The organism is Allobosea sp. CER48, from assembly GCF_044752385.1.
Lineage (GTDB): Bacteria > Pseudomonadota > Alphaproteobacteria > Rhizobiales > Beijerinckiaceae > Allobosea.
In genome coordinates this window covers 1-5,306 of the sequence record NZ_JBIWYK010000219.1, presented here as the reverse complement: position 1 = coordinate 5,306, position 5,306 = coordinate 1, and the positions used below count along the sequence as shown (strand labels likewise).

General features: G+C 69.6%; 3 protein-coding genes. 2 read left to right on the top strand and 1 reads right to left on the bottom strand.

Annotation, left to right across the window (positions count from 1 at the left end):
- Positions 1–156 precede the first annotated feature (156 nt).
- Positions 157–2,886 carry a TIGR02302 family protein gene (locus ACIPIA_RS09865; protein WP_400509008.1) on the top strand — a complete coding sequence of 910 codons (2,730 nt, stop codon included), beginning with the start codon at positions 157–159 and terminating at the stop codon, positions 2,884–2,886.
- 139 nt (positions 2,887–3,025) lie between these two features.
- Here ACIPIA_RS09865 and yddG read toward each other — a convergent pair whose 3' ends face one another.
- The gene (gene yddG, locus ACIPIA_RS09860; protein WP_400509006.1) at positions 3,026–3,883 is read right to left on the bottom strand and encodes an aromatic amino acid exporter YddG; all 858 of its coding nucleotides are present in this window, start codon (positions 3,881–3,883) and stop codon (positions 3,026–3,028) included.
- Between the two features lie 183 nt (positions 3,884–4,066).
- Here yddG and ACIPIA_RS09855 point away from each other — a divergent pair, with 183 nt between their 5' ends.
- Positions 4,067–5,269, top strand: coding sequence for an MFS transporter (locus tag ACIPIA_RS09855; protein ID WP_400509004.1), 1,203 nt, complete (start codon positions 4,067–4,069; stop codon positions 5,267–5,269).
- The last annotated feature ends 37 nt before the right edge of the window (positions 5,270–5,306 follow it).

Here is a 5,306-nt window from a genome sequence, read left to right as displayed (position 1 = left end):
TCCTTTGCCGCTTGCATCGGCGAACGACGCGCCCGTTCACGAATGGTGGAGCGGGCGCATCCCGGCCGTCTTCGCGCTGGCAATGCCACATTCCCGTGTTAGCCTCATCGGGTCAGGCACGTTCAGACAGGAATGGGGGCCGCCCGGAGCGATGGCATGAGCGAGGCAGAGCGCCGCAAGGCGCCCGATACGATCGACGGCATCCGGCAGCGGCTCCGCCGTCTCGCGCTGGCTTCGCGCGCCTCGCTCGGCTGGGAGCGGCTCTGGCCACGCCTCTGGCTGGCGCTCGGCGTGGTCCTCGCCTTCCTTGCCCTCTCCTGGTTCGGGCTGTGGACGCATCTGCCCTGGTACGGGCGGATCATCGGTGTCCTCGGCTTCGCCGCGGCGCTGCTCGGTAGCTTCTGGCATGTCGCGCGGCTCGCGCTGCCGACCCATCGCGATGCGCTTACCCGGCTCGATCGCTCATTTGCGGGCGGGCACCGCCCGGCCTCGGCGCTGGAGGACAGCCTTGCCGTCGGCTCGTCGGACCCGGTGTCGCAGGCGCTGTGGAAGCTGCATGTCGAGCGCCAGAGCCGGCAAGTCGCCGCCCTGAAGGTCGCGCCGCCACAGCCGCATATGGCAAGGCATGACAGGCTGGCGCTTCGTGCCGTCCCATTGCTCGCCGCCATCACCGCCTTCTTCGTCGCCGGGCCGGAGGCGACGCAGCGCCTGTCCGCAGCCTTCGACTGGAAGGGGCCGCCGGGCAGCGTGCCATCGACCCGCATCGACGCCTGGATCGACCCGCCGGCCTATACCCGCCTGCCGCCGATCCTGATCGATTTCAACAAGCTCGCCAGCGCAAATCTCAGCGCGCCGGAGAAGTCGGTCATCGTCGTGCGCATCGCCGGCAAGACCAGCATGGATGTCGCCACCACCGGCAGGCTCGAGCTCGTCAAGCCGGACACGAAGGAGGGCGAGGCGAAGGAGGCCGATGGGCAAGCGGCGCCGAAGCCGGCCGCGCCGGCCGGCGCACAGCAGGCTGTGCTGGAGAAGCGCTTCACGCTTGCCGGCAACGGCACCCTGAAACTCACCGGCAGCGGTGCGCCTGGCACGACGCTGCACATCGCAGCCATCGCCGACCAGCCGCCGACCATTGCCTATACCGATCCGCCGAAGCCTGTGACCGGCGCGCAATCGGGCGGCCTCGCCATCACCTACAAGGCCAGGGACGATTACGGCATCGCCTCGATCGAGGCGACCGTCGCGCGGCCCGACGCAGCCGCGGGCGGGCGCTCGCTGGTCGAGCCGCCGAAGCAGAACCTCGCCGTGCCTGCGCCTTCGGCGGCCGAGGAGGAGATGAAGAGCACGGTCGACTTCTCGGCGCATCCCTGGGCCGGCGCAAAAGTCCGGATGGTGCTGATCGCCAGGGACGAGGCCGGCCAGGAAGGGCGCACCGAGTCGATCGAGGTCGTGTTGCCGCAGCGCACCTTCACCAAGCCGCTGGCCAAGGCGCTGGTCGAGCAGCGGCGCAAGCTCGTCATGAATGTCGACGACCGCTCCAGGGTGCAGCTTGCGATGGATGCGCTGCTGATCGAGCCCGATCTCTTCATGAAGGAGACCGGCGTCTATCTCGGCATGCGGATGCTGGGCGAACGCCTGCGCAAGTCCGGCAGTGACGACGAGCTGAGCGAGGTTTCGGAACTGATGTGGGCGATGGCCCTGCAGCTCGAGGACGGCGACATGTCCGATGCCGAGCGCGCGCTCAGGCAGGCCCAGGAGAACCTGCAGCAGGCGCTGGAGCGCGGCGCCTCCGAGGAGGAGATCAAGAAGCTCACCGACGAGATGCGCCGGGCCATGGACAATTTCATGCGCCAGCTCGCCGAGCAGATGATGCGCCAGCAACAACAGAACGGCGAGCAGAACCAGGCGCAGCTGCCGGAGAACTTCCGCACGGTGACGCCGCGCGACCTGCAGAACATGCTCGACCGGATCGAGGAGCTCTCGAAGCGCGGCGACATGGCCGAGGCACAGCGCCTGATGGAAGAGCTCAACCGCATGCTCAACAATCTGCAGATGGCGCGCCCGGGCCAGCGCGACCCCCGCCAGAACCAGATGAACCAAGCGCTCGGCGATCTCGACCGGATGACGCGCGACCAGCAGAACCTGCGCGACGAGACCTATCAGAACGAGCAGCGCCGGCAGGGACAGGGCCAGACCCAGCGCGGGCAGCGCCCCGGCCAGCAGCAGGCGCGGCCCGGCCAGCGCGGACAGCAGGGTCAACAGGGCCAGCAAGGGCAACGCGGCCAGCGCGGCCAGCAACCCGGCCAGCAGCCGGGCCAGCAGGGTGAAGACGGCGAAGGCGGCGAGGGCATGCAGGGCCAGAACGGCCAGGGCCAGGGCCTGTCCCAGCGCCAGCAGGCCCTGCGCGAGCGGTTGCAGGATCTGCAGCGGCGGATGCGCGGCATGGGCGCGCCACAGAATGGCGAGCTCGACGAGGCCGAGGAGGCGATGCGCGATGCCGAGGGCCAGCTCGGCCAGGGGCAGGGCGAGGGCGCTCTCGACGCCCAGGGCCGTGCGCTTGATGCGCTGCGTCGCGGCGGCCAGAACCTCGCCCAGCAGATGCAGGGCCAGCCCGGCGAGGGCGACGGCACCGAAGGCGCCTATGGCGAGCCGGACGGCCGCCCTGCAGGCCGCCCCTCGGCGCAGCAGCGCGGCAGCGAGGACCCGCTCGGCCGGCCGCAGCGCCAGCGCGACTGGGCGGATGGCCGGGTCAAGGTGCCCGGCGCCGACGAGAGCGCGACGCAGCGGGCGCGGCGCATCCTGGAGGAGCTGCGCAAGCGCCTCGGCGACCCGATGCGTCCGACCGAGGAGCTCGACTATCTCGAGCGGCTGCTCCGGCGGAACTGAGCAGGTTTCCGGCTGACGCCGTCATGCCGCCCTCTCGGCGAGCATCACGACCTCAGCCGGGTTTCGATGGATGCCGCGAAGGCGCGGACGGTCGGGGACAAGCCCGCCATGACGGGCGTTTCGGCTTGCCGCTGCCGCCTCAGCCCTTCCGCCCGGCGCCGCTTGCGACCACGGCGCCGACGACGATGAGGGCGCAGGAGGCGGCGAGCAGCCAGCTCGCCGGGGCGTAGCCGAACAGCACCAGGATCAGCGTCGAGAGAACCGGCGCGGCATATGAGGCGACGCCGAGCAAGGCGACGTCGCCCTGCTTCATGCCGATGTCCCAGACGACGAAGGCCAGGCCGATCGAGCCGAGGCCGAGGCCGAGGACGCCGGCCCATTCCACCGCGGTCAGCGACCAGAGCGTGGTCTCGAAGGCGAGATGGAAGGCGAGCGCCGGCACGGCGCAGCCCAGCATGGTGACGCTGAGGCTTTCCGAGGGAACATCGGCGAAGCGGCGCGACGCCACCGAGTAGCTCGCCCAGACGAAGGCGCCGAGCGCCGCCAGCACGTGGCCGGGCGCGATCCCGCCGCCGGTGCCGAGTCCTCCGGAGACAAGAAGCGCGGTCGCGACGAGTCCGATCAGCGCGCCGGCCAGATGGCGGGGCTTGAGGCGGCCGCCCGGCAGCAGCGCGGCGAAGAGCACGATCAGCAGCGGCCAGAGGTAGTGGATGAGGTTCGCCTCGGCGGGTGGTGCCGTCTTCACCGCGGCATAGTACAGGGCGGTGTCGCCGAACGGCCCGTAAAGGCCGAGCGCGAAGGAGGCTGGCGTCGGCCGGATGCGGGAGAGGTCGCCGCGCAGCGCCGTGATCGCCAGGATCAGCAGGCCGCCGATCACGAAGGTCATGGCGACGAGCTGGAAGGGCGGGACACGGCCCGACATGGCGGTGAACAGGGCGAGCGTCGACCAGAGCAGGATTGCGCAGAAGCCGACGAGGGTGGCGGTGCGGGAGGTCATCGCAGGACGGATCGGCCAGGCTGAAAGCAAGCTGCGATAGCAGTTTCCCGCATAAAAGCCATCGCTCCTTTCGGCGCGCGGGCGGTTGTTGCGTCGCAGCACGGCACAGGAGCCATGGGCGCCATGCTTCCGGCGCCGTGCCGGGGCGTTGACCGCGCCGAAAAGGAGGATCATGCGTCAGAAATGACCTCGATCCCGCTGCAATCCGTCACCCGTCGTCCGTTGATGCCGGTGCTGGCCGCGCTGAGCCTGGCGCATCTGCTGAACGACCTCGTCCAGTCGATGATCCCGGCGCTCTACCCGCTGATCAAGGAGACGTACCAGCTCGACTTCGTGCAGATCGGCCTGATCACGCTCGCCTTCCAGGTGACGTCGTCGCTCCTGCAGCCGCTGCTCGGCTATGTCACCGACCGCAGGCCCTGGCCGTATGCGATGGTGGCCGGCATGTGCGCGACGCTGTCGGGGCTGCTGCTGCTTTCCTTCGCCCACAGCTACGGCGTCGTGCTGCTCGGCGCCGCGGCGATCGGCCTGGGTTCGGCGGTCTTCCATCCCGAGGCGACGCGCATGGCGCGCCATGCCGCGGCCGGGCGACAGGGGCTGGCGCAGGGCGTGTTCCAGGTCGGTGGCCATATCGGCTATGCCATCGGCCCGCTGCTGGCGGCGATGATCGTGGTGCCGCGCGGGCAGGAGAGCCTCTCCTGGTTCTCGGGCGTGGTGCTGGTGGCGATGCTGGTGATGGGCTGGCTCGGCGCGCGGTATTCGGCGATGCGGCGCGAGCAGAAGGCCTCGACCGCGCATGTCGAGGACGTCGCGGATCACGGCCTGCCGCACGGGCGCGTGCTATTGGCGATGGCGGTGCTGGTTCTGCTGCTGATCTCGAAGAACGGCTACACCGCGGCCTTCACCTCCTACTACACCTTCTACCTGATCGAACGTTTCGGCGTGACGCTGCAGCTCTCGCAGATCATGCTGTTCCTCTATCTCGTCGTCGGCGCGGCCGGCGTCATCCTCGGCGGCATGATCGGAGACCGCATCGGCCGCGACCGGGTGATCTGGCTGTCGATCCTGGGCTCGCTGCCCTTCGCGCTGGTGCTTCCCTATGCCGACCTGTTCTGGACCGGCGTGCTCAGCGTCATCATCAGCTTCGTGATGGCGAGCGCCTTCTCGGCGATCCTGATCTACGCGATCGACCTCGTGCCGCATCGCGTCGGCCTCGTCGGCGGTTTGTTCTACGGCCTGTCCTTCGGGCTCGGCGGCATCGCCGCGGCAGGCATCGGCGCGCTCGCGGACCAGATCGGCATCATACAGGTCTTCAAGATCTGCGCCTGGCTGCCGGCCGTGGGCCTGCTGACCTTCCTGCTGCCGAAGGGCAAGCGCCAGGGCTGAACGGCGACAATCCCGCCCGATATGGTCAGGGCCGTCG

Bases quoted from the DNA above. Each gene is read 5' to 3' on its own strand.
- ACIPIA_RS09855 (WP_400509004.1), top strand. From the start codon at position 4,067: ATGACCTCGATCCCGCTGCAATCCGTCACCCGTCGTCCGTTGATGCCG.
- ACIPIA_RS09865 (WP_400509008.1), top strand. From the start codon at position 157: ATGAGCGAGGCAGAGCGCCGCAAGGCGCCCGATACGATCGACGGCATC.
- yddG (WP_400509006.1), bottom strand. From the start codon at position 3,883: ATGACCTCCCGCACCGCCACCCTCGTCGGCTTCTGCGCAATCCTGCTC.